We start from the raw sequence: 25059 nt of genomic DNA, 5'->3' as shown, positions 1-25059 counted from the left end.
TACCGTAATCGGTCGTTTAATACGAGCCTTCCGCATTCGTACCCACTCACTTTTTTGAGGAGTAGTTCACAAGTGCCTTCACCACCTCAGGGGTAAGCAAAGTGGCACCGTTTTGAAGAGCGGTTTTGCCAGCAACATTCTCGGCAATGTCGAGAGCGACCCCGTTCCTTGCATCAGCAAGAATGATCTCTCCCGTCTTAGGATCGGTGACCTGAATCTCGACTCGTGCGGTGCAAGAAAGAAGATTCCTGAAACGCATTCCAAATTCACTGAACGCTTCACCCGTGATCAGAACATCAGCCTCGTTCTTGGATTGGTCGGAAAGAACCGTGAATCCGCTCGCCTTGAGAAGTCTTATGAGCTCGGTTTGAGCTGCGGGGTCGGGAATGCGACGACCGATATGTTCTTCGGGTATATACACGTTTACACTTGGGAGAGTGCGCCCCTCAGTTAGGGCCCGAAGCTCTGAAATGAGTTCATCCGAACCGGTTGAGTCGACCACAAGAGACTCCCGGTTGTCGGTAATAACGCTAGTCAGATCCTTCGCTAGAGTTGCTACGATTTCGTCTGGATTATCGCCGCGTTGCATTTTTGATTTGGAGCCAAAGACCCTTGATGTTTCGGTGCTAAAAGCCTTGGCGACAAGATAGGTTGTGTCGCTAACGTCCAGAATCCTCCCCATAATAATGACTTGGGCTCCGGTGAGGTTGCCGATTTGTGCTGCTGTGGCGGGGTCGACGGCACCGGAAAGTCCAATCTCCTGTTCGCTCAGGATCTTGGCGAGGTCTGCTCTTTCTACAACTGCGAGTTGGTCATCAAAGCTGAGGTCGACGGCAAGCAGGGTCGCAAGATCACGTCCATATTCCGCGTTGACCTCGTTATCAGTCTCGAAGTCAAGAACCGCAACGCTAACAGGATTTGCCAGTAAGGAGAAAGAGAGACCCAAGAAGCCAACGAGGGCGATAGCGGTCTGAGGATTAAAAAAGAGGTTCTTCATTTCTGATGTTTGGTTGATTTTGGTTTGGGACGGTGTTGTTCAAGTCGACTGCGGTTTGAAAAATGAGCATTTCCATAGCTGCATTACCGGTTAAGGAAAGAGCATCCATATAAGAAAAACGGGCTCTATTTCCCTCAACTCTCAGAACCGGGATGCCGGTCGAACGAGGAGCAAAGATAAAAACCCGGCTGGTTGGTCCGGAAGGAGGAGCCCCCTCTTCAAGGAGAAAAGTAAGACCCGAGCTTGCTGTTCTGATTGAGCGGCTCGCTATGAAGTCCTGATAGCGTAGACGGTAACGGTCGAATAGGTCACTGATCGATTCGAGTCGACTATCCAAAAACAACCGGTTCTCAGAAAGTCTTTTGATCAAAGACCTCCGTTCTTCGGCTGGGAAGACTTGGATGGAAAGGGGTGGACCAATCCGAACCCCTCCAGCGAACAATTCGAGAAGCTGCGTCTGCTGAGCTGGAATTTCTCGGGCAGAAATCTCAACGGAAATTTCGGTAAACGGAGATTTCCATTCAATCCCATTCGGTTTCACTGGTTGACCCAAAGGTGCAACCAAATCACCAACAACGAGGCTCCACCGCACTTGATTGACCTCGACCTCTTGTTCTGTTGCGAAGCGAAGGATCAGGTCACCCTCATCGTCATCGTAGAAAGAAACAGCCTGACCGAGGGATTGACCGTTGAACGAGGCAGAGAAGAATTCTGCGGGATCAGCCTTTGCAGATAGTGCCGAAAACAAGAAAACGAGATTGAGAAGAGAACCCTTCATAGCTGTGAAGAAAAGTGGAAAGAAACGAGTCATAAGGATGCAAAAGAGGAAGCTTAGTCACCGATTAAAAATCTCATCCGATCTTCAAAAATCGGGTATAACTGGTCGAAGTGGATAAAGTAAAACCCGAGACTGTTTGAAAGAATCAACCCTTCACCCGCAGCCGAAACAGAAAAGTCAGGCTCATCCAGATTTTTCTCATAGTAACGAGCAGCCTCCGGGAGCTCGTTCGGAATTTCGATCTCTAACCAGCCGGTCAATTCGAGCGGAACATCAATTTCAAATGAAATCTTTCGTTCCCGGTCTTGGTAAACTTCAATAAGCGCTTTCAGAACCCTTTCTTTTGGGTCGTAGTCTGCCCTTCGTAAGAGCATTTCATTGGCTAGCTTGTGAAAGGAGCCAGAGTCTTTCGACTGTCGGGTTTCAAGTTCGTCACGCCGTTTCTTACGTCTCCATTCATCTGTTACCGGGTTGTATACGTGTTTGTTGACTCGTAGAAGATTCCCTGAGATTGGCCCAATTTCATAGAAATTAAAACTATCTGGACGAACGTTGTCCAAAGGACTTTTCGCAGGCGTTCGATTTGAACTCGCCAGCAAAATTTCTCTACCCGATTCGAGGTCTATGCGCGAGACACCACTTGATGTTCTTGTATCCTTTAAAACCTCAAATCGAGCTCCGGCAGCATTCGGCGCTAAGTTGAGGAAAGAATAAAACAATTCTTGGCCAATGATCACGGTATTCTGAATTCCCTCATAGCTCCTTTGGATGTCGGGATCCACTCGTTCCGGATTGATAAAATCCCATTTTCCGTTACCCCGATGAAAGATACCAATTCCAGCTGACTCTTTCTCTCTGGAAAGGTTTGGATATTCGATAAATGAACCTGAGAACAACTTCTCGCCCATGAAATCGCTCGAAACCCTTAACCTTTTTCCAATTGGAAAAAAAATAGCTTCACTGATCGTATCTTGCTCCACGTTGTACCGAAAGACACCGTGATTCCTATCTAAAATCCAGAGTTCCCTTGAAGTTACGCACGTTGAACCATGGAAGAAGAGGAATTCCTGAAGACTTCTTCGCGCGCGTTCGTTCTTCTGGTTCAAAAATTCGCGCGCGAAGAGCGGTGTTTGAAACTGAGAAGTGTAGATCTTTGGAGATTTATCTCTCTCAAGAAAACGAAGTTTTTGATCCTGTAGGGCTCTAACGTAAGCTTCCTCTATAGGCCTTACAACATAGCTGTTAAAGCGATAGACAGTTTTCTCCATGTAGTCTTTGTCTTCGGAACGAATCTTCAATTGCTCTAACGAATCCTCCGAAAGTTCCTTCAAGATTTTCAACTGGTCGAGATCGATACCATTGAGCGGAAAACCATAATCAACAGCCGCTGATCCGGTTTTTGAAGCACTCTGTATTCTCGCCAAATTCATCTGATAGGCCGCTCTTGCATAATCCGGTGACAGAACGCTGCTTACTTCCCCAGGAGGCATCCATGAAATCCTATACGGGCCGTGACTGTTTGAAAGAGAGAGGCTTAGTTCGTATGGACTCGGATACCACATACTCATCGCGTACTCGGGGTAGACTCGGAAGGAGTTTTTCAGTTGTAAGCCCGTATTAATTTCCGGGTCAAAGTTGTTGGCAGAAATTCCCCAGAGCGAGTCGTCGTCAGTCACGAGCTGGAAATAGAGAGGCACCATCGCTTCGCAATCGGCGACTCTGCCTTGATAATCGTGGCGGTCTCTGCGCATTAAAGCGTGTCCGAGATAGCGAGCGTCTGGATTGTCACTATCGATCATACGGAGGGCCATGCGCTGCCAAGCAGTTCCAGGCTGGCCACCAACAGTATTCATTTGCTCCTCGGCAATTCTAAGGAGTGCCGCAAACGTGTTATGCTTACTAAGCGGAGCTTTCATGGCAGATGCCTCGTTCATTCGTTCCTCAAGCTCGCAATACAGCTCGTTTTCGTCTCGGAGTAGATAGGGAAGCGCGAACAGATAACTGTTTAAGATGGTCTGTCGAAGATGAGGATACTGATTCTTCTCCGCGATCTCCAGAAGATCTAAAGATGTCCGCAATACTCCTTCTCGAAGAGTCTCGAGTTCTTTCCGATAGAACTTTTGGTCAGAAACAGTGTTGAGAAATTTCAGAGGCAGAATCGCACCTTTGATTGCCTCGGAAAAATACATAAGGAGGTCTTTTTCCAAAGCACTAAATCCGCTTTTTCTAGCAGCTAGCGGTCGGTAGATGTCCATGATGTCCTGACTAAGAGTAATAAACTGCCTCGCTGTCAGCTCGCGTGGATCCTGCCTTGCCAGCAGAAACGGGGTGCGGTAGGCGATAACTTGTATCGGGCCTCCCCAGCGAATTTCCTCAGCTCTTCCTTTGATCAAATTTTCTGCAAGACCAAGCCTCCTAAGACGCGACAATAGTCGTAGACTTGTTGCTTCCTCGAACCCGTTACCCAAGGCCCAAGCCGCATCAGCAGCATGCTGTGCACTCTCGAACTGGCGAACGCGATACGCCTTTCGGGCCTCAGTAAGATAGAGTTCTGCCTCGTTAACACTTTCCTCTGATTCAGTAACTGAGATTTCCAAAGCCTCTCCGACCTGATCTCGCAGGGATTGTAAAATCTCCCTTGGCTGGCTTGCCTTCCCGCCAGCTGTCAGGACCACCTCCTCGCTGGTCTCGGGTTGTCGCAAACGGAGAGTAATCGAAAGGTTATCACCGACTTGATCAAAGCCTCCATCGATCAGCCAGCCGCTGGAGTAAAAGCGCCGCACATCCTCAGTAAGGATTTTTTCTCCGGCTAGTTGGAGCATGTTCTGGCGATCCAACACAAAAATGTTATCAAGAGAGCCGAGGTAAATGGCTAACGCCCGTGAGAGGATGCGTTCCTGATCAATTGCATTTGGTCCACCTTGGATAGAAGTAATTCGAGGAATCGAGACCAAGGTCAGGCCTTCGGTTCCACTGTGCAGGAGCGGAGCCTTGGTCGTCAAAGTTCGACGTATTTGGCCAACCCATTCACCCATTGTCTCCGTGTCTCCAACTAGAACCCGCAAAACCAATCCGGTGGCGGTCGAGATAATCCGCGCTTCGAGGGTGTCGCCCTCCTGATCAAGCAAAATCAGACAATCAGCTCCTAATAGTTGCCCTGCTTGAATTGAGCTTTCGGCTGAGACCAAACCGGCCCGCTGGAGAGAGATTTCTTTCAAGGCCTGCTGCAATTGAGCTCTTTCGAGAAGCTTGAAACTCGGTTCTTCGGTCAATTCGGCGGTCACCAAGATTTCAGCGGACTCAACCTCGGCTCTACTTGGAATGACCGCGACAGTCACTGGCGGACCGTTGTATACCGGGGATTCTTCTGCTGTTTTCTGGGAGGGATTGTTTAGGATGGAGAGGTCTATCCATTCAACTCCATCTTCGCTGTCCATTGCGACATCCTGCTGACGCCAGATGTGTTCGAATCGGTTGATCTTGGTAAAACTGTAGGGTTCGGGCTCAGGAACACCCGCTTCCAGCAATCGGTCGTAGATCGCAAGATTGCCCGCAAAATCAGCATACTTTATCGCAAGATTGTCGATCTGTGCAGGATCGGCTCCGGCTGATAAGAGAACATTAACAACGCCCAGATTGTTGTCCCGCACTGCTCCAACGAGGGCCGTGTGCGGTTCTGCTCGATTTCCATCTACGTTCATCGACCCACGACTTATGGCGTTAATCTCGGCACCATTCGCAAGAAGCAGTTTGACCATCGCAAGATGGCCTTCGAAGGCGGCGAGAGCCAAAGGGAAATTGCCGTCAGGAGCTCGCTGATTTACGTCAGCCCCGAGATCAATAAGGTAGCGGACCGCCTCAGAGTTGTTAAATTTTGCCGCCAAGGAGAGTGCATCCACATCATCGTGTTCCCAATCCAGCCAATCGGCACCGTTTTCCTCAAGGATCTGAAGGAGCTCCGAATCACCCCAGACCAATGCTGAGAACAAGGGGCTTCTTCCACGGCTGTCTTCATATTCCTCGGGATGGAGAGGTGCTCCCTTCAGGATAAGGTATGCAACCGTATCATTTTTTGATCCCCGAATCGCGAGATTCAAGGGATATTCGTAAGAGGGGAGCATCTGGGTGAAGTCTGCGCCACGGTCGATGAGAAAGCGCGCTACCTCGCCCTGTCCAGCATCGAGGGCATGAAAGAGAGAAGTCCAGTTGCTCCCATCTTGCGCCTCTAGATCGACGCCTTTTTCCAATTCCGCTTTTACTGTTTCCAGATCCCCTAAACGACAGGCTTCCATGAGAGCACGAGCCGAAAGCTCTTTCCCGTGGGCACTGTAGACGGAAAAAAGAATTCCAATCGCGAAGAGGAGAACAAGGGATGGTCTACGCTTAAAGATTTGTTTCATGGACTTGGGGCCTCGTCTCAAACCAGTCGTTTGAGGATCGTTCCGGAACCTAAAAGTGGCAAGGAATTTGTCTCCTTCCGTTTCTTTGAGCTTCAATACCAAATTTCCATCCTGAGCTCCCATTCTTCTAGCTTGATGAAAGGGAAGTGGTTTTACGTTGTCCTTGCATTATAGAACAGCCTAACGCTTCAATTCCAGAGCCGACCGCACCTAGTCTATTCGCCTACCCTATCTTTGGAAACAGGTTTCGAGAAAAAACAGATTATCTCTTAGGCCAAATGCCGCTTCTCACTAGTGCTCTCTCAGCAGCTCCTGCCCAATCACGATTGGCAGCCGGACTCGCGGGACTCGGGTGCAAAATGCGGGAGATGGTGCCGCCCGAAGAGTTTCTGAGAAGACACTGTTCAGCAAAACCACCAACGCCCACTACGTGCTCTGGTTCAAGAATCTCCAAGGCATTTTTCAGGAAATCGTCGCAGGCACCCTCAAGTGGCCTTCGCTGCTCTGCGGGCAATTTGTCGGGGGTCCGGTTCCGTCCACTTTCCTCCATAAAGACCAGCGGACAGTAGTTTAGGACAAAGTGATCGGCAAAGAACTTTTCTGGAGCTCCAAAGCGATCGCGGAAAAAACCCCAAAGGCGCCGGCCACTCACCTCCGAGCGCTTGCACGCAAAACCTTCAATTGGCCTCTTGGGGTGCTCTTTGTCTGGCTTCTTCACAGAACACTCAATTTTCATCCAGTCTCTCACGAGACTCACTTCACCAAAAGGAACACCAACCTGTGCCATTCCCCATGGTCCCGGATTCATTCCGAGGAAAATTGTCTTCTTTTTCCCAAGACCAAAGCGTCGAAGATAGATTTCGTGAGACTCCCACGCATAGGCCAGCGGATTATATACGTGAGTCGTTGGCGCAGAGAAACGCAATCGATTAACGGAATCCGATAGCTTTTTCGTTGCTCGAATTAGATCGTCAGCCATCGCGTTGCTACTTTTCCCCTAGGCTCAATCTCTGACTAGTGGAGTCCAAACTCCCGCCTCGAGTCCATCGCGCTTCGAAGAGTGACGGAATCCGCGTAGGTCAAATCACCCCCGCTGGGAAGGCCAAAGCCAATTCGGGTAATCGCAATCCCATGGTTTGGCGGTAGAACGCTCTCAAGAATATAGTGGCAAGTAGCTTCTCCCTCAATGTCGTTTGAGAGCGCAAAAACGATCTCCTTCGTTCCCAATCGGGAGATCCGGTCTTTCAATCCGCTCAGATTCACATCTTCCGGACCACGATTCTGCAATGGAGACAATTTTCCGTGCAGGACATGATACAACCCGCGCCAAGTTCCCGCCTCCTCCATAGCGACAAGGTCTTGAATTTTCTCAACAATACAGAGTGATTCCCGATTTCTATTCGGGTCTTCGCATAAACTACAAACCCGCCCAGATTCAGAAAGATTCCCACACTCAGGGCAGAGAGTGATTTCTTGCCCCGCAACAGTGAGAGCACGAGTAAGGTTATCGAGGGACTCCCGTTTACCCACTAGAAGATCGATGGCAATCCGTTCCGCCGACCGCTTACCCAGACCCGGGAGTTTTTTCAATGCCGCTACCAGATTATCGAACGAGTTAGACATTACCAAACAACACTTTACCCATCCGGTAAGACTGAGCCTGCTGCAAAGCTTCGCGATAGTCGGCAAGTGAATAGACAGCCGCTACCGGAGTTACAATCACTTCATCACGGATTAATTTGTAAACCTCATCTAGAAGACCAGAAACTTCTTCCGAACTGTGCTCCCGATTCCAGCGATCCATCCAAAAACCCCTGAAACCGATATCATTGAAAATCAACTGACGCGTTGGAAAACGGATCTTCTCCCCTGTCATCCCTCCAAACGTCACGACGGTCCCACCGTCACTTACCGATTGCGCCAAGTTGAGCAGACTGGATCCACCTATAGAGTTTAACCCAAGCGGCATGCGGGAGTCGCCCCGTGCCTCTCGAATCCGCTCAGGGGCAGATCGTTCATCAAGGACTACAAGATTGGCTCCCAGTCTCTTCAACGGCTCAAACAGTTCACCTCTTCTAACCAAAGAGGCCGTTAGCAAACCTTTGGATTTCGCCAATTGGATTACTGCCACTCCAACTGCGGAGTTTCCCGCATTCTGAACCACCCAATCGCCAGGCTGGAGCGGCTCAAAATCCTCGAGTAGCCGAATCGCTGTCGTCGGATTGACCGCAGCAAGAGCCGCCTGAACCGAGGAAACCCCTTCCGGAATCCGAGCCAATCCTTCTACTGACGCGATTTGCTCCGATTGCCAAACTCCTACGTGTTCTGGGATTCTGACCCGCGTACTTTCCCAGGTAGCGGCTACTCCAGGTCCAGTTTCGACGACTTGCCCTACCCCCTCTCTACCCCCTACGGCAGGAAGATCTCTTAGGCGACCATAACTTCCCCCGATCATCCCCAGATCCGAGGGATGAATTGCCGCCGCTTCCATTTTTATTTTCACCTCTCCGTCACGCAAAGGAGGCAACTCGAGCTTCTTGATCTTGAGAACTTCCTCCGGCCTACCGTGTTCCTCGTACACCAGGGCAACACTAGATCGCTCACTCATACCGGAACCTACAGCGGGATTGCCTCACGTGGCAAGTCCCCGCCCCACTCGCATAAGAAGCGGACCACGCTCCTCTAATTCAGCTTCATGCTCGGACCGCTTCGGATCCAGAGACGACAGAAAGTTGTGAAATTCGGCGGAATGATTGAGATGAACCAAGTGAGCGAGTTCGTGAAGAATTACATAGTCCTGTGCACCTGGAGAGAGAAGTAGAAGCCGCCAATTCAGTGAAATACATCCACTTTGAGAACAGGACCCCCAACGAGTGCTCTGATTGCGCACACAGACTCTTCCCACCGAAAGAGAGTAGGCCTCTGACCAATACCTCGTCCGTTTCTCAAGGAAATCCTTCGCAACGTCTCGCACCAATCGAATCAGAGATATCGCGGGGTCGCTTCGATCGTTTATCTGAAACAGTCCTTGCTGGTGCCTCTCTTGGTAAATCCAATAATTTCGACCGGAGGACGCAAAACGGATGCCTACAGAAATTTTTCTCCCGTCTATTGCTATCCAAGGTTCGCGATCAAAATACTGCTTCAAACCGAGAACGGGTGACAAACCCAGCATTTGCTTCCGTATCCAATCCCGACTAGAGGCCACAAAAGCCTCCGCTTTACGCGTCGATACGTTCCAAGGAACGCTGACCACCAAACGATTGTGGTAGTCGAATGACATTTTTAGGCGTTTTAGTCCCCTCCGCCTAAAAAACAAGATCTCTGGGAGACCATCTTTAGACACCTGTCTCAAGGAGCTTCTCAAATTCTCCTAGCCACCCTCCAAAAGCACCGTTGGAAAAAATGACTGTAAGTGTCTTTTGACTACCCAACCGCGAGTGAAACGCATCGAGAAGATCTGAATCCTTTTCACAGACCGTGCACTCAATCGAACTTTCCCACAGGGTCCCTGCAACGCGTGCAGGATCCAACATTTCTTCAGCCGAAATCAACTCCTTCCGATGAATAGGTGCTAAGGTTACGGAATCCGCCTTCAAAAGAGCGGATGTCAGCTCCTTTTCGAGGCAATTGGTCCGCATCGTGTTACTTCGGGGCTCCACCATAGCATGGATATGCCAACCGGGATAGAATTCCCGGAGCGCCGTAAGCGCAAGACTCAGAGCAGTTGGATGGTGGCCGAAGTCTTCAATTAGAATTCTGCGTTCGGTCTCGAATCGAATTTCCTGCCTCCGCTTCAGACCCCCAAAGGCCGAAAGGTCCAAAACGGGCGCATTCTCAAAAACAAAATTTGTCAAAAACCCTACCCCCAAAGCAGCGGCTGCCAGGTTTTGCGCATTGAAACTCCCAATAAGTCTTGATGTCAGCTCAACCTTGACTCGCCTAGAAGCCCGTTCGGTTACCCGTATTCTAGAGACATCACCTTCGACAATTCGTGAAATCCTGTAGTCGTTGTTCTCTCCGAAACCAAAAGATCGACAGTTTGTCCAATTCACGGGTAGGAGAGCCTGCAAGCGTTCATCGTCTCCATTAAACAAGATTGTTCCAGAGGACGGAACTAGCGAGATACACTGACGAAACGACCGCTGAACATCAGCCGTGTCTCGAAAAATATCCGCGTGGTCAAACTCAAGGTTGTTCAAAACCAGAACCCACGGCCGATAATGAACGAACTTGGAGCGTTTGTCGAAAAAGGCTGAATCGTACTCATCTCCCTCAATCGCAAAAAACTCATTATCAGGGGACCATGAAAAAGCAGGAGAGGTATCTGCCATAACCCCCCCTACGAACCATCCGCAATCTGCCTGTTGATTTCGAAGAATATGAGATGCTGCGGCAGTAGTCGTTGATTTCCCGTGAGTGCCAGCAACCACCAGGTTTCTTGTTCGATTTACCAGAAACGAGCCTAGAAACTCAGGAAAAGACATGCGGGTGACACTTGGATTTTCCATCAGCCACTCCACCTGCGGATGGCCCCGTGAAACCGCATTGCCAACAATTACAATTCCATCCGACATCTCCTCGATCGCTCCGAGATCCTCTGTCGGGGAAAAAGAAATACGGTTCTCGCTAAGGAGATCCGAGATCGGAGGATAAACGCCGGCATCAGATCCCGAAACCTCGACTCCTGCTTTGTTTAAGCAGACTGCCAGGTTTCCCATCGCAGTTCCACCGATGCCGATGAGAAAAACTCTCTTAGGAAGCCTCACAGGCACCTAAAAGGAGTCTGCCAGGGTGGCAAAAGCCAAAGGGCGAACCTTACGGCGATCAGTTAAGGTAAGACTAATCACAGCACCATCAATAGTTCGACAAGAGCGGGGAACAGCCCAATTGCAATTGAAAGTGCAGAGATTCCGCCGAGGGTCACTGAGTCAAGAGTCGGAACCGAAATAGGCGCCGATTCCGGCCGGGAAAGAGATCCATCGCCTTCCGGACTTCTCCAAACACGAAACACCGCTTCCCGAATCCATCCGAAGTAATAGTAGATAGAAATCACCACTCCGATCACAGAGACAACCAACAAGCCATAGAGTCCGGCCTGAAAAGCTGCCAAAAAGATCAAAAGTTTTCCGATAAAACCTCCGAGCGGTGGGATACCCGCGAGGCTGGACAGACCGATGGTGAGAACCCCTGCGAGAAACGGCTGACGTCGACTCAGGTCTTCGTAATGGTCGAGCTCCTGATCCGCATCATCATCGTTAGACAAATGGACCATCACACCAAAAACAGCAAAAGAGGCTAAAAGGTAAGTGATGAGATAGAAAATGATCGCGTAGATCGCCCAGTCTACCGTCATTGCGGCAACAATGCCCACCAACAGATAGCCGGCGTGGGCAATACCAGACAATCCCATCAAACGCTTTACATTTCGCTGCGGCAACGCGGTTAGATTTCCAAACAATATCGTCAAAACAGCTACCGTTGAAAGAAGTGGGACCAGGAATCTATCGAGTGCCGCGAATGGACCTGTGACCAAAAGAAAGAGGACGAATACTCCTGCTGCCTTGGAGGCCACTGCAAGGAATGCGGTCACCGGTGTAGGCGCACCATGATAAACATCCGGTATCCATATCTGAAATGGAAACGCCCCCACCTTGAAGGCGACTCCTGCCAAGACGAGTGAGGCCCCCACCAGAACCATTGGATGCCCTGGATTCATGGTAATGAAGGACCCAAGTGCGAGGAAGTTGAAAGGATCCTCTACCCTTCCAGGCAAGGCGGGACTACCTGCAACTCCGTAAAGGAGAACAATACCAAACAGGAGAATCGCCGAACTCAGTGCACCGAGAACCAGATACTTCAGCCCCGCCTCCAAGGAAAACGGGCTCCTTCGGCAATAAGCTACAAGAACGTAAAACCCGACTGTAACCGTTTCGAGTGCCACAAAAAACAGGAGAAACTGCCCACTCTGGACGAGAATCATCAAGCCCACCGTAATGAGTATGGTAATTGTAAGAAACTCGGTCCGTGGAAGATCCTGACGTTTGAGATAAGTGGTTGCCAGATAACTGACCAAAATAGAAGACGTCACGAAGAAGACTCGCATCAGTTCCGAAACCGGAGTCTGTACAATCAGTCCTGCAAACGCTTCGGCTTTCTCAGATGGAAATCCTTCCAGGTAACTCAGTCCCATCAAAACCAGAAGTAAAACCTGGCCCCACAACCCGACTCGGATAACAAGTAGAAGATCCTGCTTGCGGAAGATCATCTCGAAAACAAGAAGAACCAGCGCTAGCGCTACTAGGTAGATCTCGGGAAGAAGCATAGACCAAACGTTGGTCTCGGCAAACTGACGGTATGCCTCCAGACTCATTTTACCTCCTCCTCGTAAGCGGAAACCAATGGGAGGGGATCTGTTCTAAATCCAACGTTCTCGATTCTCTGATCTCTCCCGACCAACTCCTCCTGGATGATACTCCCAGATCCCGGGATATCCGTTCGATACATCTTGGACAGATCTGCATCTACAAAATCCGAAAAGATTTTTGGGTAGAATCCGACAACTGCCAGACCCACAAATAGAAGAGTAGCTGTCAGCCGTTCGCCAAGACGAAGGTCGAACGGTTTGTTCTCCTTCCAATACTCTTGCAGAGTCTTTGACGGTTCCCCGAAAAAAATCCACGCCACTGCCCGCAAACCATAGATCGCAGAGATGACAATACCCGTAGCCGCACCCACTAACACCCAAGGGTTGAAGTGCCAGAGCGAAACGAAGATCGCGAACTCCCCCCAAAAGTTGGCAAACCCAGGTAGACCAATACTCGCAAACGATACCGCAACAAACATACCAGCCAGAATCGGAGTGCGGGAAGCCAGCCCCCCCATCTCTTTCATGTCGTAAGTCTGGGTCCGGTGAAACACCGCGGTAGAAAGCACAAAGAGTAAGGCGACTGAAAGACCATGCCCGAACATCAGAATCACTGCTCCGCCCACACCAATTACATCGAAGGTGACCAACCCAAGAAAGCAGTATCCCATATGCATGACCGAGCTATATCCCACCATCTGTTTTAGATCGCGCTGCGCCATCGTAATGATGCCGATCAAGATGACATTACCCAGTGCCAGCCAGACCAACAGCGGTCCCCAGTTTTCAGCTCCCGACGGAAGCAAGGGAAAGGCAATCTGAATCAGACCATAGAGCCCGAACTTCTTCAGTACTCCTGCATGGAGCATAGCCGCTGCAGTAGGGGCAGCTGCATACCCGCGGGGAGCCCAACTGTGGAATGGAAAAAGAGAAACCAGAATTCCGAAACCAAAGAGGAGAAGCCCAAAGATATTGTTTTCCAAGACTTCGCTTAATGAATTCCGTAGCAAGTACTCACGAATAGAGATCAGATTGAAGCTTGTATCCCCAGTCGCCTGGTAGAGAAAGATTAAGCCAAGAAGAGAGATCAAGGCTCCGAGCGTTAGATAAATGGTCATCTCAATTGCTGCCGATCTCCGACCAAAACCTCCCCAGATTCCGATCATCACAAAGGTCGGTATGAGGGCCAACTCATGGAAAAAGTAGAAAAAGAAGATATCGACCGATGAAAAAGTTCCCATCAATCCCCCCTGCATGATGAGAAGAAGGCTCAAGTACAACTGGCGCCGGTCCGCGTCCGACTGAAGAGCGTGAATTCCCGCTGCAAGCCCAACGATTCCAGCGAGAAAAAACATCGGCAGCGATACACCGTTTAACCCAAGAGTGAGGTAGATGCCAAAACTGCCCAGACCAGTATCCCGCTCCGAGTAGAATCGATAGCCGTCCACCACTGGCGAAGAGGCAAACGAAAAATACAACCAGAGAGCGATCAAAAGCGGGACCGTAAATCCGGCTAGTGCCACGAACTTCACAACGGAAGGTGAGAGATTCCGGAAACCCAATAAAGCGAAGCCGCCGATAAGCGGAATCACCAAAGAAAGGAGGAGAAGAGTGCCTTCAGAAATCATTTCGCTCAAAACCAGCCAAGTGAGAATCCCCAAAAGAGAACGACCCCGAGGAGAAACCAGTAAACGTATCCATGAACACTCCCCACATGCAGGCTTCTCGTGAAAACACCAATCAACCCAGCAATTCCTGCAGCACCGCGCACAACTACCCCCGAGATCAAAAAGAGATCGAGGAAACCAATGATGTCAGCAACCCGCTGTTGGATCTTGATGACATAGAAATCATACAAGTCGTCGATAAAAAGTCTGCGTCGAAACACAGCGACCACATTTGGCAGCCTCGCGTTTAGACGATCATGGTCACTTCCAAATCCATAAACTAAAAATGCGACCACCAGACCGGAAACCCAAGCGACAGTTCCCCAAACCATCAGGGTCTTGTGAGCCGAGTGGAATTCTTCCCCTGTGTAGACCTCGTTCACCTCGGAGAAGAACGAAGCGGAGAGCAACTCAGGCCAGTAGGTATAGAAGCCTCCTACAAGCGCAAGGACCGCCAAGACCAACAACGGTAACACCATAACAGGTCCACTTTCTTTTGCCTTTTCAACGTGGTCAGATCTGGGCTTTCCAAAAAAGGCAATGAGGAACAGTCGGCCCATGTAAAGTGCCGTCAACACCGCGCCTCCAATCAAAAACCAGAAAATCGGGGCGTCCAGAGCAAGAGAAGCAGTCATGATAGCCTCCTTGCTCCAATATCCTGCAGTGTAATTCGCTCCCATAAGGGCTAGCATACCCGCCAGAAAAGTCAGCGAAGTCAGCGGCATCCTCCGAAAAAGGCCACCCATTTTAAAGATATCCTGCTCGTGGTGGCAGGCATGAATAATCGAACCGGAACAGAGAAAGAGGAGGGCCTTGAAAAAAGCGTGCGTCGTTAGGTGAAACAATGCGAGGCCCGGTAAACCAATTCCAACCGCGGCCGCCATGTAACCGAGTTGGGACAAAGTAGAATACGCGAGGATCTTCTTGATGTCGTCCTGACCCAAGGCAACCAGTCCCGCAAAAAAAGCCATCGCAGCACCCGTCCAGGCGATCCACTCCAAAACGAAAGGGGTGAGGAGAAAATCAATCCGAACCAGAAGGAAAATCCCTGCCGCGACCATTGTCGCAGCATGAATCAAAGCAGAGATTGGCGTCGGACCAGCCATCGCGTCCGGCAGCCAGACGTGGAGGGGGAATTGAGCTGATTTACCAAGAAAGCCGCAAATCAATAGCAACCCCATGCCCGTGCTTACCAGAGATGGATCCAACCCAACCGCTGCCGATATCTCCTCGAGTTCAAGGGTCCCGAATTGCCAAAAGCACCAGACGATACCGAGAAGAAAACCAAAATCTCCAATCCGATTTACGATAAACGCTTTCTTTGAAGCCGCCGCCGCCTCATCCGTATCGCAGTAGTGCGCGATGAGCATGTAGGAGCTAAAGCCAACCAGCTCCCAAAAGATGAAGATCATCGCCAGATTGTCTGCCAAGACGATCCCCAGCATTGAGAACATAAAAATCGACAAACCACCAAAGAACCGTGCCTTCGCCTTGTCGTCATCCATGTAACCGAGGCTGAATAGATGAATCCAAAACCCAACAAACGAGACTACGAAAAGTAGTAATGCCGTATGCTCATCGAAGAGAAAACCCATCGATACGGTAAAACCTCCGAGAGAGAGCCACTCTATCCCAACCGGATCTGAATTTACTGGCGCATCGAGCAAGACCAGAGCTGAAAAAATGAGGACCAAACCACTGGCCGCCACGGAAAGGTAAGAAGCAATGCCACCTCGATCACGAAAGAAAAGAGCGATTAATCCCGCCGACAAAAGCGGCGTAATCAGAATGAAAACCATGAGATGAGAAATCGTCATGACCTTAGTTCTTAAGGCTACTCAGATGTTCGACCATGACGGACTGCCGCTTCCGGAACAGAGCGACTATAATGGCGAGACCGACAGCGATTTCTGCGGCAGCAACCGTAATGATGAAAAACACGAACAAGTTGCCGTCCATAATTCCGTTGTAGCGGGAGAAAGCGACAAGAGCTAAAATCGAGGCGTTGAGCATAAGCTCAAGTGACATGAAGATCACAAGAGCATTCCGGCGCAAAAGCACTCCGAAAAAACCGATTCCAAAAAGGAGTCCGGAAACCAACAAAAAGGAGTTGAGACTGAGAACCATCTACGAACGAACTTCTACCAGATTACTCTTTCTTAGGTAGACTCTACAGCGACCGATTGATCCCGCTTCTTGCTCAGGACGATCACTCCGATCATTGCGATCAATAGAAGGACTCCGACCATTTGGAATGGAAGCATATACTTGGTGAAGAGCCCAAATCCGTAGGCTTTTGTCTTGATCGCAAACTCCATAGGTTGTTCCGCTGAAGGAAAATCCGGTGCATCTTGTAGGGCCGCAAAGGTCTGGTCGGATAGGCCGTCTGCACGCAAAAGGTATACCACTCCCAAAACGATCAGGGCCAAACCGACTACGCTTGCGAGGGCAGTGACCGTCTTGGGTCGAAGTTTTTCAACCTCATCCATGTCCAACAACATGATGATGAAAAGGAAAAGAACCATAATTGCTCCCGCGTAGACGAGGACCTGGAGGATCGCCAAGAAAAACGCCTCAAGGAGAACCAAAAGCGCTGCCATTCCTACGAAGGAAATGATCATAAAGATCGCCCCGTTCACAGGATTCCGGGCGACCACCATCAAGAAAGCGGGCAGCACCGTCAAAACTGCAAAGACTATAAAAAGAGCGTCCACAGCCGACCAACGTGTAAGAAACCCGTTACGGGGAAAAGACAAAAATCCGTTCGGATATCCAGACTCAGATCAACAGAAGCAAAGTCCCTTTTGTCCAAAGGTTTTGCTTGGCATGGGCAGCCCCTGAAAAGGTTTATCGGACCCCTACTGTAAAAGTAAAATCGGGACATTTACGCCTATGCCTGATCCTGGTCTGGTTCGAACGATCTATTTCCTTCGAAAATCAGACCGTCGCTATCCATCAGTGATGGCTACCCGCCAGAGCCGCCTCTTCAGCAGCTTTTTTCTTATCCCACTTGAAGTGTTCGTCTGGAAGAGTGCCCCCAAGCTCGTACAGTTTCTCCTTATTATTCACAAGTTCCTCACGTGAATAGCCAGAAAGAGAGTACACGTCCTGCAAGAAGATCGCCTCTTCAGGACAGACCTCTTGGCAAAGGCCGCAGTAGATACATCGCAGCATATTGATCTCAAACTCCTGAGGTGCCTTCTCCACATGCTCATGCTCGTCTCCCTCAACGATTTCACCCGGTGTGATCCGAATAGCGCGGGGCGGACAGACAAACTCACAGAGCTGGCAGGATACACACTTCTCTCGCCCATTTGGGTCTTTCACAAGTGTCGGAACTCCTCTGTAACCCTCAGGAATCGGAGGGCGTTCTTCCGGATACTGCAAAGTGACCGACGGTTTAAAAATATGCGATACCGTAGTCTTCAATCCTGAGGCAATTTGAGGAAGGTAAGTCCTTTCCGACAGACTCAGCGGTTTACGCTCAACTATTTTGGTTTCGGCCATTTTACGCTTTTCTACGGTGAATCAATAAACGCGAGAATCGCCGCGTTCAGGATTAAGTTTCCAATCGCCAATGGAAGAAGGACTTTCCATCCGAGCTGCATCACCTGATCATATCGAAACCGCGGGATGGTCCATCGGATCAGAACGAAAAATACAATGAGGGCCAGGATCTTGATCAGAAACCAAACCGTCGACAACACGGCACCCAGCCATCCTGCCGGCCATGGGTCAGCGATCCCCGGAAGGAAATGCCATCCTCCCAAGAAAAGAAGGGCAAAAACGGCGGACCCAATGACGATATGGGCATACTCCGCCACGAAAAAGATTCCGAACTTAAAGCACCCATATTCCGTGTGGAAGCCTCCCACCAAGTCCGTCTCCGATTCTGCCATATCAAATGGGAGTCGGTTGGTTTCAGCAAAGATCGCAACTAGGAAAAGTAGAGCACTCAGGGGCTGAATGAAAATAAACCAGACATTTTCCTGGTAGTTCACAATAGCCGTCAGTCCAAGACCTCCCTCAACCCCAGGAGCGTTCAACCAAAGGAGAAGCGGAAATACAGAAAGCCCCATCGAGAGCTCATACGAGATCATCTGCGCAGAGCTCCGAATCGATCCAAGGAATGAATACTTACTATTGGAGGACCAACCAGCAAGCACTACTCCATAAACTCCCAGGGACGAAACCGCAAAAATGAAAAGGATGCCGATATCAAGCGGAGCCAGCATCAAGGAGTGGGTCACCCCCGTATCGGGGTGAGTATACTGCCCGAAAGGAATGACCACCATGGTCGTCAACGCAGGCACCAATGCGATTACTGGTGCGAGGTAATAGTAGACCTTATTGACGTGCCCCGGTGTAATTTCCTCCTTGAAGAGAAACTTCAGGCCATCGGCGAGCGGTTGGAAGATCCCCAGCTTGGTGAGAAATGGACCGAGAACCGGAATGGCATGGATCCAAGGAATAGCGGTTCGGTTGGGACCCACCCGCCCCTGAACCCAGCTCGAGACTTTCCTCTCAATAAGAACCGAGTAACCGGCAAGCGTCATCACCACCACAATCATCACGACGGCAAAAACGACTTTTAGAAGGAGAGAAGATATTTCCATCGATACCTTATTCTTTCGACCGAATTACAACTACTCTTACGCCTTGGATACTTCAGCGGGCATGCCCGAATACTCTCGCGCATCGAATTTCAACGACTTCTTTTCGGGAAAAGGCAGATGTGCGTATTCGCCATAAGGCAGCTCCAACCCTTCGTCCGGAATTTTTCGAAACTCAATTTCTGCGAGGGCAATCACTTCCAAAGCCATCTGTTTCCACACTATACCCGGCTGAACCGAGGCAATTGGATCACCGCAAAGCAAACACTCTATCGATGCAAAAATCTGAAGGTCGGAGAGCAATCCCGTTGGACCAGGAACCACCGCGCCGAACTTCTGAAGTCGAAACTGTTGGTTGACGAAAGTTCCCGACCGCTCGAAAACCGTTAACGCAGGAATCACGACCGCTGCTTTGTCCGAGGTCCCTGACTCGTGGGTCGCTACTTGAATCAAGTCCACCTTCTCCAGCTGTTCCTCCGAAAGCCCTGCCGCTAAAAGATCCTCATGAACAGCCAAAACAGTGTCAACGGCCCCGGAGTCAATTTGACGACCAAGACCAGACAAATTCTCTTCGGGAAGTTCTGAAATCAAGCCAGTGACGACAGCCCCACGAGTATTTGGCGTCCTGTCCGCAGAAAGCAGAAGACCGTCCTCATCACCCCAATGACGCACAATGTAAACCGATGCGCTCAGGTTCTTCGAAATCCTCTTCAAAACGAACTGCTCCTCAACTGATGAGAAAGACGAACCCACAACAGCTACTTTGCCAGAGCTTTGTAGTTTATCTGCTGCTACACGAACCGCTTCAGTCGCTGTAACAGGCCGACCCTGTACAGTAGCCTGAGTCAAACGATTCTCCGCTTCGACCTGTTTGTAAATGGAGCGCCCGCTATCTGTCATCCAAGTGTCGTTCACATCATCGTTGCGCCGAGGGGTAATACGGTAAATTTTGCCCTCGCGGTGCCAAACCTCGGTATTAGCTCCCACACTACTCTCCGTACAAATGCTTTTTACAGGCTTGAGGAACCAAACCCTCATTTTGAAGCGGAAATCCCGGCTGGTCAGGGCCCCAACCGGACAAATATCAACCGTGTTGAGGGAGTAGTTGCTGTTCAGCTCCTTTCCCGGGAAGCAGGTGAGAGTCGAATAGCTTCCTCTTTCGGTAAAGCCAAGCACATCATCATCAGCGACTTCCCGCATGAAGCGGATACAGCGGGAACAAAGAATGCAGCGCTCATCGTCAAGCATCACGCGAGGACCGAGCACCGTTCGCTTCGGCTTCACGTTTTTCTCCTCCACGAATCGTGAGTAGCCTCGTCCGTAGTCGGTTGCAAACTCCTGCAAGCGGCACTCTCCTGCCTGGTCGCAAATCGGACAGTCCAGAGGATGGTTGACGAGGAGGAACTCCATCACGCCATTTCGGCAATCCTTAACCAGTTCCGAGTCCGTTTTGATGTGGAGACCGGGCGAGACTTTGGAATTACAGGCGATTGCCGGTTTCGGCATCCAGCCAATCTTTTGCTTTCCGTTCTCATCCAAGATCGGCTCACCAGTCTGCCGATCCTTCATGGGCATACCCATTTCAACCAGGCACATCCGGCAATTCCCGGAGATGCTCAGCTTCGGGTGGTAACAGTAGTGTGGGACCTCTTTTCCTGCTACCTCTGCAGCTTCGATCATCGTCAGACCCTGTGGGACTTCGACGTCTTTTCCGTCGATGTTTACGACTACTGTGTCTGCTTTGTTCATTCTACCTAAAACAATCTTTCGGGTGGTCTCTACGCTACCGCTACAGTCTCCTTCGAAGGTTCGCTCTTTTGGCGCTCACGAGCTTGCTTTCTCGCATACTCAATGAATTCGTCCCGGAATTTTAGGATGAAGCTCTGGACCGGCCATGCAGTAGCCTCCCCATGCGCGCAGATCGTCCGACCTTCGATTTGGTCGGCAATTGATTTCAGCAGATCAGCGTCCTCCTCTCTCGCTTCTCCGGCAACCATCCGTGCAGTCACTTTCTTCATCCACAACGAGCCCTCTCGGCAGGGAGTGCACTGACCACAGCTTTCGTGCGCGTAGAAGGCGTTGATGTTGGCGAGCGCCGCGACTATATCGGTCGAGTCATCCATCACGATCACCGCGCCAGAACCCGACATTGAGCCCGCCGCCATTGGACCGTCGAAATCGAGAGGAATGTCCTCGATGCCCCAATCAAACTCGGTTCCGTCTTTTAGCTTTCCCTTGAATCGCTCGTCGCCGCGGAGGACCTTGGACGACGAACCGCCCGGAATCACCGCCTTGAGCGTTCGACCGGGTTTCAGACCTCCGCAAAGATCATAGATCAATTCTCCATAGGTCATCGCACCGCATTCGATCTCGTAGTACCCCGGCTTCTGAACGTGACCGGAAACGGACCAGATCCGCGTGCCCGTGTTTCCCGGACGACCGATTTTGGCGTATTCCTTCCCTCCCCGCTCGATCAAGTGCTTTATGTGGCAAAGCGTTTCTACGTTGTTGACGATGGTTGGGCACATGTAGAGACCGAGAACCGCGGGAAAATAAGGTGGCTTTATCCGAGGGTAAGGCCTCTTTCCCTCAAGAGACTCAATCAGACCCGTTTCCTCCCCACAGATGTAAGCTCCTGCGCCGCGGTGAACGATCAGGTCACATGAGTAGCCGGACCCAAGGATATCGTCTCCGAGAAAATTCTTAGCCCGAGCTTCTTCGATCGCTTCCTCAAGAATCCTCGCTCCGCTATACATCTCCCCGCGAATGTAGATGAAAGCCAGAGCAGTCTGTGTTGCGTAAGCAGAGATCATCATCCCCTCAATCAGCTGATGAGGGTCCTTGTAGATAATTTGACGATCCTTAAACGTCCCAGGCTCGGACTCATCCGCGTTACAAATCAGATAAATCGGCTTCCCGGACTTTCGATCGAGAAACTTCCACTTCATCCCCGCGGGGAAACCAGCACCCCCGCGTCCGCGAATCCCAGAGTCCATCACCTCCGCACAAACTTCTTCGGGCTTCATACCAATCGCCTTTTGCAAGCTTTCGTAGCCACCTGAGGCGAGGTACGAATCGATGTCCCTCCCGTAACCCGGACGGTCGATATTTTTAAACAGTATTCGGTTTTCTCCAGTGGGCATTTCCAGTTCCTCCACGCTACACGAGCTCCTCAGCACCAGCCTTTATCTGGCTAATCAAGTCACTTGCTCTCTCCTCGGTTACGTTCTCGTGGAGCTTTTCATTGATTTGAACCACCGGAGCAGTTCCACAGCTTGCAATACACTCAACATACTCGACCGTGACCAATCCATCGGTAGACACATCATCCAATTCCACACCAAATTCCCTTTTGAACTTTTGACAGACGGAATCAGCCCCGTTCAGAGCGCACGAGAGAGTCCTACACACTTTGACATGGTGTTTTCCGATCGGCTCTTCTCGAAACATCGGATAGAAGGTTACGAGTTCGTACACGTGGATCGGCTCAAGGTCCAAGCGCGCCGCAATCCACTCTGTAGCCGCTTTTGAAATGTAGCCCTTCTCGTCTTGGATCAAATGCAGCAGTGGCAGCGTAGCGCTCCGCTTGGACGGGTACCGAGGGACCAACTTGTCGATCTTAGCCAGAGTATCGGCTGAGAGCTCAAAAGTCTCGGCGGTTTCGATAGCTTGAATCATGAGAAAAAGTGTAATGATTGATTCAAACGGGCACTCAACGGTCGCACTCTCCCATCACAAAATCCAAGCTTCCGAGAAGAACTGTGATGTCAGAGAGGTAATGACCCGGGACTATTTTGGGGAGGATACTCAAATTGCAGAAGCTAGGTGAGCGAATCTTCAGACGGTAGGGAACACCCCCACCCTTCGAGACAATGAAAAATCCCAGGATTCCTTTCGGATTTTCAGCTTCGAAATACACCTCTCCCTCGGGCATCCGAGGGCCCTCCGTTACGATCATGAAATTCTGGATAAGCTCCTCCATACTTGTGAGGATCTTATCCTTCTTCGGAGCATAGATTTTTTTGGCATCCTCCGCATACCACGGTCCATCAGGGAAAGATTGAATCACTTGACGAATGATTCTCACACTCTGCCTCATTTCCTCTAGCCGAACCAAATACCGATCATAGCAGTCACCTGTTTGGCCAATCGGGACATCAAATTCATATTGATCGTAGCCAAGATAGGGCCTGTCTTTACGAAGATCCAAATCTACCCCAGCGGCCCGTAGATTTGGCCCTGTCATTCCATAGGCAAGGGCGTCTTCTTTACTGATTACGCCTATCCCTTCAGTCCGATCCATAAAGATGCGGTTTCGTGTCAGGAGTTTCTGAGTCTCCTCAAGGATCGGTAAAAACTGGTCACAAAAAGCAGACACCTTTTTCAACCAACCGTCAGGAACGTCACGGGAGACCCCGCCGATCCGGGTGTAGGATGTGGTGAACCGCGCCCCCGTCAGCTCTTCGAAAAGCGTGTAGAGCTTCTCCCTCTCCGTAAAAGTATACATGAATGGCGTCCACGCTCCCGCGTCCATTCCATAGACCCCAACGCCCAATAGGTGGGAGGAAAGACGGGCCATTTCAGTGACCAACACCCGGATCGCTGCACATCGAGGAGGAACCTCCAGCCCAGCCAGCTTCTCCACAGCCAGTGCGTAGGTCACATTATTTGCCAAAGGCGCAATGTAATCCAGCCGGTCCGTGTAGGGAACAAACTGGTTATAGGTCATGTTCTCGGCGATCTTCTCGTCGCCCCTGTGCAAGTAACCGACGACCGGCTCACACTTCGTGATGACGTCACCATCGAGCTCCATGATCAGGCGAAGAACACCATGGGTCGTCGGGTGTGAGGGGCCGACATTGATCGCAATGTCTTCTCCCTGCAGCTCGTCTTGGTAGACGCTCGCACGCGCTCCAACATCACCGATCGAAATCTCCTTCGTCTCAGGCATCTTTACTCAATTTCTTTCGTCGGTTTTCTATCCCACTCAGTCCAACTCTGATCTTTGGCACGCGGCTCGGCCCGGCTCATCGGAGCGCCACTTTTCGAGACAAAGGGACCACCCATCATGGGTGCCGAAAGAACCTTCGCCCTCGTCTCTTCCGAAACCTCCTCATCCGGTAATTCGGTCTCGATTCCGGCTAGAGGAAACTCTTTTCGAAGAGGGAAATACGGATACTCGTCCCACATAAGAATCCTTCGTAAATCAGGATGACCTTCGAATCGGATTCCAAACATATCGAAAGTCTCGCGCTCGTGCCAATCGGCCGCCGGAAAGAGGCTCACTACCGAAGGCACGGACGGTTCTTCGTCATCTGGGCAGTCAATCGCAACACGGATGTATCGAGCATCACTCACGCAAAACAAGTGATAAAAAACCGAAAAACGCGGTGTATCTTCCTCCCAATCAACTGCGGTCACATCCATCAAGAGCGAATAGCCAAACTCATCCCGCAGACACTGAAGTAGCGGAAGAACCAGCTCCGCGGGACACCGAACCGCAGGATGATCCCCGGATTGCCGAGGTGCCAAACCGACAAACCTCGGTTGAAGCGTCTCTACAAGAGTGCTCACGCCCAGATACTTTCTTCCTTAGGCTCCTTCACCAAACTCTTCAACGACGACTCGCCCTCAATCTTCTTCTGCAACTTCATCATTGCATCGAGAAGTGCTTCCGGACGCGGGGGACAACCGCTGACGTAAACATCAACAGGAACAATCCGGTCTACGCCCTGCATCGTTGCATAGGATCGATACATCCCTCCCGTAGATGCGCAGGCACCCATCGCAACTACCCACTTGGGGTCGGCCATTTGATCGTAAATTCTCCGAACGACCGGTGCCATTTTATACGTGACGGTTCCGGCAACAATCATGCAGTCCGACTGCCGTGGGGAAAAACGCATCACTTCCATCCCAAACCGACTAATATCAAACCGGGAGGCTGCCACACCCATTAACTCAATTGCACAGCAAGCGAGCCCCATCGGCATGGGCCAAACCGAGTTTTTCCGCACCCAATTAATCACGGCATCCACCTTAGTGACGATGACATCGCCCTCTACCTTGGAGTTGTATCCAATGTGGCTTGTATGCGGACCGGATTTTGTCTTGTTCTGCACGTCTTTTTGAGCGGAATGAGAGAGGAAAATTCCCTGCCAATCTCAGCTCAGACGTTTATTCGATCTTACACATAAGCAAGCACTTACGAAAAATTTTTTTTCTTATTTCGATACT

General features: G+C 50.5%; 21 protein-coding genes. All 21 read right to left on the bottom strand.

Annotation, left to right across the window (positions count from 1 at the left end):
* Positions 1 to 46 precede the first annotated feature (46 nt).
* Entirely contained in the window at positions 47 to 997 is a 951-nt protein-coding gene (locus tag AAGJ81_03950) for a CsgG/HfaB family protein (GenBank protein ID MEM0965293.1), read from the bottom strand.
* On the bottom strand, positions 978 to 1775 hold the full coding sequence (locus AAGJ81_03945; GenBank protein ID MEM0965292.1) for a hypothetical protein: 798 nt from the start codon (positions 1773 to 1775) through the stop codon (positions 978 to 980). The genes AAGJ81_03950 and AAGJ81_03945 overlap by 20 nt, the downstream gene beginning before the upstream one ends.
* A 53-nt stretch (positions 1776 to 1828) precedes the next feature.
* Positions 1829 to 6175: an ankyrin repeat domain-containing protein gene (locus AAGJ81_03940; protein ID MEM0965291.1), complete on the bottom strand. Its 4347-nt coding sequence runs from the start codon at positions 6173 to 6175 to the stop codon at positions 1829 to 1831.
* 262 nt (positions 6176 to 6437) lie between these two features.
* On the bottom strand, positions 6438 to 7154 hold the full coding sequence (locus AAGJ81_03935; protein ID MEM0965290.1) for a uracil-DNA glycosylase family protein: 717 nt from the start codon (positions 7152 to 7154) through the stop codon (positions 6438 to 6440).
* Positions 7155 to 7189: 35 nt separating this feature from the next.
* Positions 7190 to 7798 (bottom strand): recombination mediator RecR, encoded by a 609-nt coding sequence (gene recR, locus AAGJ81_03930; protein MEM0965289.1) that lies wholly within the window; start codon positions 7796 to 7798, stop codon positions 7190 to 7192.
* A complete protein-coding gene (locus AAGJ81_03925) occupies positions 7791 to 8783 on the bottom strand; it encodes a 2-enoyl thioester reductase domain-containing protein (protein ID MEM0965288.1) in 993 nt (330 codons plus the stop codon). The genes recR and AAGJ81_03925 overlap by 8 nt, the downstream gene beginning before the upstream one ends.
* A gap of 24 nt (positions 8784 to 8807) precedes the next feature.
* Complete coding sequence (locus tag AAGJ81_03920) at positions 8808 to 9458, bottom strand: SprT family zinc-dependent metalloprotease (protein ID MEM0965287.1); 651 nt, start codon at positions 9456 to 9458, stop codon at positions 8808 to 8810.
* A gap of 55 nt (positions 9459 to 9513) precedes the next feature.
* Complete coding sequence (locus AAGJ81_03915; protein MEM0965286.1) at positions 9514 to 10944, bottom strand: Mur ligase family protein; 1431 nt, start codon at positions 10942 to 10944, stop codon at positions 9514 to 9516.
* 77 nt (positions 10945 to 11021) lie between these two features.
* Positions 11022 to 12548, bottom strand: a complete 1527-nt coding sequence (locus AAGJ81_03910; protein ID MEM0965285.1) for an NADH-quinone oxidoreductase subunit N — start codon at positions 12546 to 12548, stop codon at positions 11022 to 11024.
* The gene (locus AAGJ81_03905) at positions 12545 to 14170 is read right to left on the bottom strand and encodes an NADH-quinone oxidoreductase subunit M (protein MEM0965284.1); all 1626 of its coding nucleotides are present in this window, start codon (positions 14168 to 14170) and stop codon (positions 12545 to 12547) included. The genes AAGJ81_03910 and AAGJ81_03905 overlap by 4 nt, the downstream gene beginning before the upstream one ends.
* Positions 14171 to 14175: 5 nt before the next feature.
* Positions 14176 to 16026 carry an NADH-quinone oxidoreductase subunit L gene (nuoL, locus tag AAGJ81_03900; GenBank protein ID MEM0965283.1) on the bottom strand — a complete coding sequence of 617 codons (1851 nt, stop codon included), beginning with the start codon at positions 16024 to 16026 and terminating at the stop codon, positions 14176 to 14178.
* A 4-nt stretch (positions 16027 to 16030) separates the two neighbouring features.
* Positions 16031 to 16336 (bottom strand): NADH-quinone oxidoreductase subunit NuoK, encoded by a 306-nt coding sequence (gene nuoK, locus AAGJ81_03895; GenBank protein ID MEM0965282.1) that lies wholly within the window; start codon positions 16334 to 16336, stop codon positions 16031 to 16033.
* Between the two features lie 32 nt (positions 16337 to 16368).
* Positions 16369 to 16965 carry an NADH-quinone oxidoreductase subunit J gene (locus AAGJ81_03890; protein MEM0965281.1) on the bottom strand — a complete coding sequence of 199 codons (597 nt, stop codon included), beginning with the start codon at positions 16963 to 16965 and terminating at the stop codon, positions 16369 to 16371.
* Positions 16966 to 17164: 199 nt separating this feature from the next.
* A complete protein-coding gene (locus tag AAGJ81_03885) occupies positions 17165 to 17716 on the bottom strand; it encodes an NADH-quinone oxidoreductase subunit I (protein MEM0965280.1) in 552 nt (183 codons plus the stop codon).
* An 11-nt stretch (positions 17717 to 17727) separates the two neighbouring features.
* Entirely contained in the window at positions 17728 to 18825 is a 1098-nt protein-coding gene (locus AAGJ81_03880) for a complex I subunit 1 family protein (GenBank protein ID MEM0965279.1), read from the bottom strand.
* 36 nt (positions 18826 to 18861) lie between these two features.
* The gene (locus AAGJ81_03875) at positions 18862 to 20571 is read right to left on the bottom strand and encodes a 2Fe-2S iron-sulfur cluster-binding protein (GenBank protein MEM0965278.1); all 1710 of its coding nucleotides are present in this window, start codon (positions 20569 to 20571) and stop codon (positions 18862 to 18864) included.
* Between the two features lie 29 nt (positions 20572 to 20600).
* Positions 20601 to 21965 (bottom strand): NADH-quinone oxidoreductase subunit NuoF, encoded by a 1365-nt coding sequence (gene nuoF / locus AAGJ81_03870; GenBank protein MEM0965277.1) that lies wholly within the window; start codon positions 21963 to 21965, stop codon positions 20601 to 20603.
* 16 nt (positions 21966 to 21981) lie between these two features.
* A complete protein-coding gene (locus AAGJ81_03865; GenBank protein MEM0965276.1) occupies positions 21982 to 22500 on the bottom strand; it encodes an NAD(P)H-dependent oxidoreductase subunit E in 519 nt (172 codons plus the stop codon).
* A 34-nt stretch (positions 22501 to 22534) separates the two neighbouring features.
* Positions 22535 to 23773 carry an NADH dehydrogenase (quinone) subunit D gene (gene nuoD / locus AAGJ81_03860; protein ID MEM0965275.1) on the bottom strand — a complete coding sequence of 413 codons (1239 nt, stop codon included), beginning with the start codon at positions 23771 to 23773 and terminating at the stop codon, positions 22535 to 22537.
* A 2-nt stretch (positions 23774 to 23775) separates the two neighbouring features.
* On the bottom strand, positions 23776 to 24396 hold the full coding sequence (locus AAGJ81_03855) for an NADH-quinone oxidoreductase subunit C (GenBank protein MEM0965274.1): 621 nt from the start codon (positions 24394 to 24396) through the stop codon (positions 23776 to 23778).
* Positions 24393 to 24944, bottom strand: coding sequence for an NADH-quinone oxidoreductase subunit NuoB (nuoB, locus tag AAGJ81_03850; GenBank protein ID MEM0965273.1), 552 nt, complete (start codon positions 24942 to 24944; stop codon positions 24393 to 24395). Before nuoB ends, AAGJ81_03855 begins: the two co-directional genes overlap by 4 nt.
* Positions 24945 to 25059: the final 115 nt, after the last annotated feature.

The sequence above is a fragment of the Verrucomicrobiota bacterium genome, from assembly GCA_038744685.1.
Taxonomy (GTDB): Bacteria; Verrucomicrobiota; Verrucomicrobiia; order Opitutales; family Puniceicoccaceae; genus Puniceicoccus.
Note: the sequence above shows the minus strand (reverse complement) of the source record. Positions and strands in the feature narration are given on the sequence as shown.

Excerpts from the sequence above, each read along its gene's own strand:
- AAGJ81_03950 (MEM0965293.1), bottom strand. The coding sequence starts at position 997 with ATGAAGAACCTCTTTTTTAATCCTCAGACCGCTATCGCCCTCGTTGGC.
- AAGJ81_03945 (MEM0965292.1), bottom strand. The coding sequence starts at position 1,775 with ATGAAGGGTTCTCTTCTCAATCTCGTTTTCTTGTTTTCGGCACTATCT.
- AAGJ81_03940 (MEM0965291.1), bottom strand. The coding sequence starts at position 6,175 with ATGAAACAAATCTTTAAGCGTAGACCATCCCTTGTTCTCCTCTTCGCG.
- AAGJ81_03935 (MEM0965290.1), bottom strand. The coding sequence starts at position 7,154 with ATGGCTGACGATCTAATTCGAGCAACGAAAAAGCTATCGGATTCCGTT.
- recR (MEM0965289.1), bottom strand. The coding sequence starts at position 7,798 with ATGTCTAACTCGTTCGATAATCTGGTAGCGGCATTGAAAAAACTCCCG.
- AAGJ81_03925 (MEM0965288.1), bottom strand. The coding sequence starts at position 8,783 with ATGAGTGAGCGATCTAGTGTTGCCCTGGTGTACGAGGAACACGGTAGG.
- AAGJ81_03920 (MEM0965287.1), bottom strand. The coding sequence starts at position 9,458 with ATGTCATTCGACTACCACAATCGTTTGGTGGTCAGCGTTCCTTGGAAC.
- AAGJ81_03910 (MEM0965285.1), bottom strand. The coding sequence starts at position 12,548 with ATGAGTCTGGAGGCATACCGTCAGTTTGCCGAGACCAACGTTTGGTCT.
- AAGJ81_03905 (MEM0965284.1), bottom strand. The coding sequence starts at position 14,170 with ATGATTTCTGAAGGCACTCTTCTCCTCCTTTCTTTGGTGATTCCGCTT.
- nuoL (MEM0965283.1), bottom strand. The coding sequence starts at position 16,026 with ATGACGATTTCTCATCTCATGGTTTTCATTCTGATTACGCCGCTTTTG.
- nuoK (MEM0965282.1), bottom strand. The coding sequence starts at position 16,336 with ATGGTTCTCAGTCTCAACTCCTTTTTGTTGGTTTCCGGACTCCTTTTT.
- AAGJ81_03885 (MEM0965280.1), bottom strand. The coding sequence starts at position 17,716 with ATGGCCGAAACCAAAATAGTTGAGCGTAAACCGCTGAGTCTGTCGGAA.
- AAGJ81_03880 (MEM0965279.1), bottom strand. The coding sequence starts at position 18,825 with ATGGAAATATCTTCTCTCCTTCTAAAAGTCGTTTTTGCCGTCGTGATG.
- AAGJ81_03875 (MEM0965278.1), bottom strand. The coding sequence starts at position 20,571 with ATGAACAAAGCAGACACAGTAGTCGTAAACATCGACGGAAAAGACGTC.
- nuoF (MEM0965277.1), bottom strand. The coding sequence starts at position 21,965 with ATGCCCACTGGAGAAAACCGAATACTGTTTAAAAATATCGACCGTCCG.
- AAGJ81_03865 (MEM0965276.1), bottom strand. The coding sequence starts at position 22,500 with ATGATTCAAGCTATCGAAACCGCCGAGACTTTTGAGCTCTCAGCCGAT.
- nuoD (MEM0965275.1), bottom strand. The coding sequence starts at position 23,773 with ATGCCTGAGACGAAGGAGATTTCGATCGGTGATGTTGGAGCGCGTGCG.